Origin of the sequence: Prevotella sp. OH937_COT-195 (assembly GCF_003932845.1) — a bacterium.
Taxonomy (GTDB): domain Bacteria; phylum Bacteroidota; class Bacteroidia; order Bacteroidales; family Bacteroidaceae; genus Prevotella.
The window spans coordinates 1-650 of sequence record NZ_RQZH01000113.1 but is presented as its reverse complement, the minus strand read 5'-3'; the positions used below and the strand labels follow the sequence as shown (position 1 = coordinate 650).

Below are 650 nucleotides of genomic sequence, written 5' to 3'. Positions count from 1 at the left end.
GTATATACACTTCCTACAGATATAGAATCACTAAATTCATTAGCATAATTAGCTGATATATTAGCTTTAGCAACAGATAATATGCTAGCCTCTACTGAACCACTAACAGAAACACTTTGATTAAAATTAATTGTTCTATTCAATGTATAACTGCCTCCCTTTGCTACCGTTGCTATTACTTTTTTGTTTTTATATATATATCTTGTAAAATGATCTCTAATTACGTGAGTTCTTTTTCCTCTAGTTTCGTATTTCCTTTTTTCTTTATTTTTAGTATAATTTTCAATTTTTATCAACGCATCTGAATTACTTTGATTTAAAATATCCAATATTGTTTCTTCTGGAACATTTAAACCTTTTTTTACATATACATACTTATTCCCTACAAATATTTTATCATAAACTTTATTATCTTCTTCAGCATAAGATTTAGTTTGATTAACTGAAGTTAAAACTGGTGTAACCCCAAGTGCCAACGCTAATAATAAACTTAATTTTTTTGTGTGTTTCATAAGAAAACCTCCTCAAATAATTTAGCACGATATGTACTATAACTTTATTCTATAACTTTATTATAACGCTAAAATAAATTTTGTAAAGACTGTTATTTTAAATTTATTTATGATATAATTAAATAGTTATGGTTATTT

At 25.1% G+C, this 650-nt stretch carries 1 protein-coding gene; it reads right to left on the bottom strand.

Annotated elements, in window-relative coordinates; genetic code table 11:
• On the bottom strand, nt 1–512 hold a 512-nt coding region (locus EII32_RS11475), incomplete at its 3' end, for a hypothetical protein (RefSeq protein WP_148096841.1).
• Between the last annotated feature and the right edge of the window lie 138 nt (nt 513–650).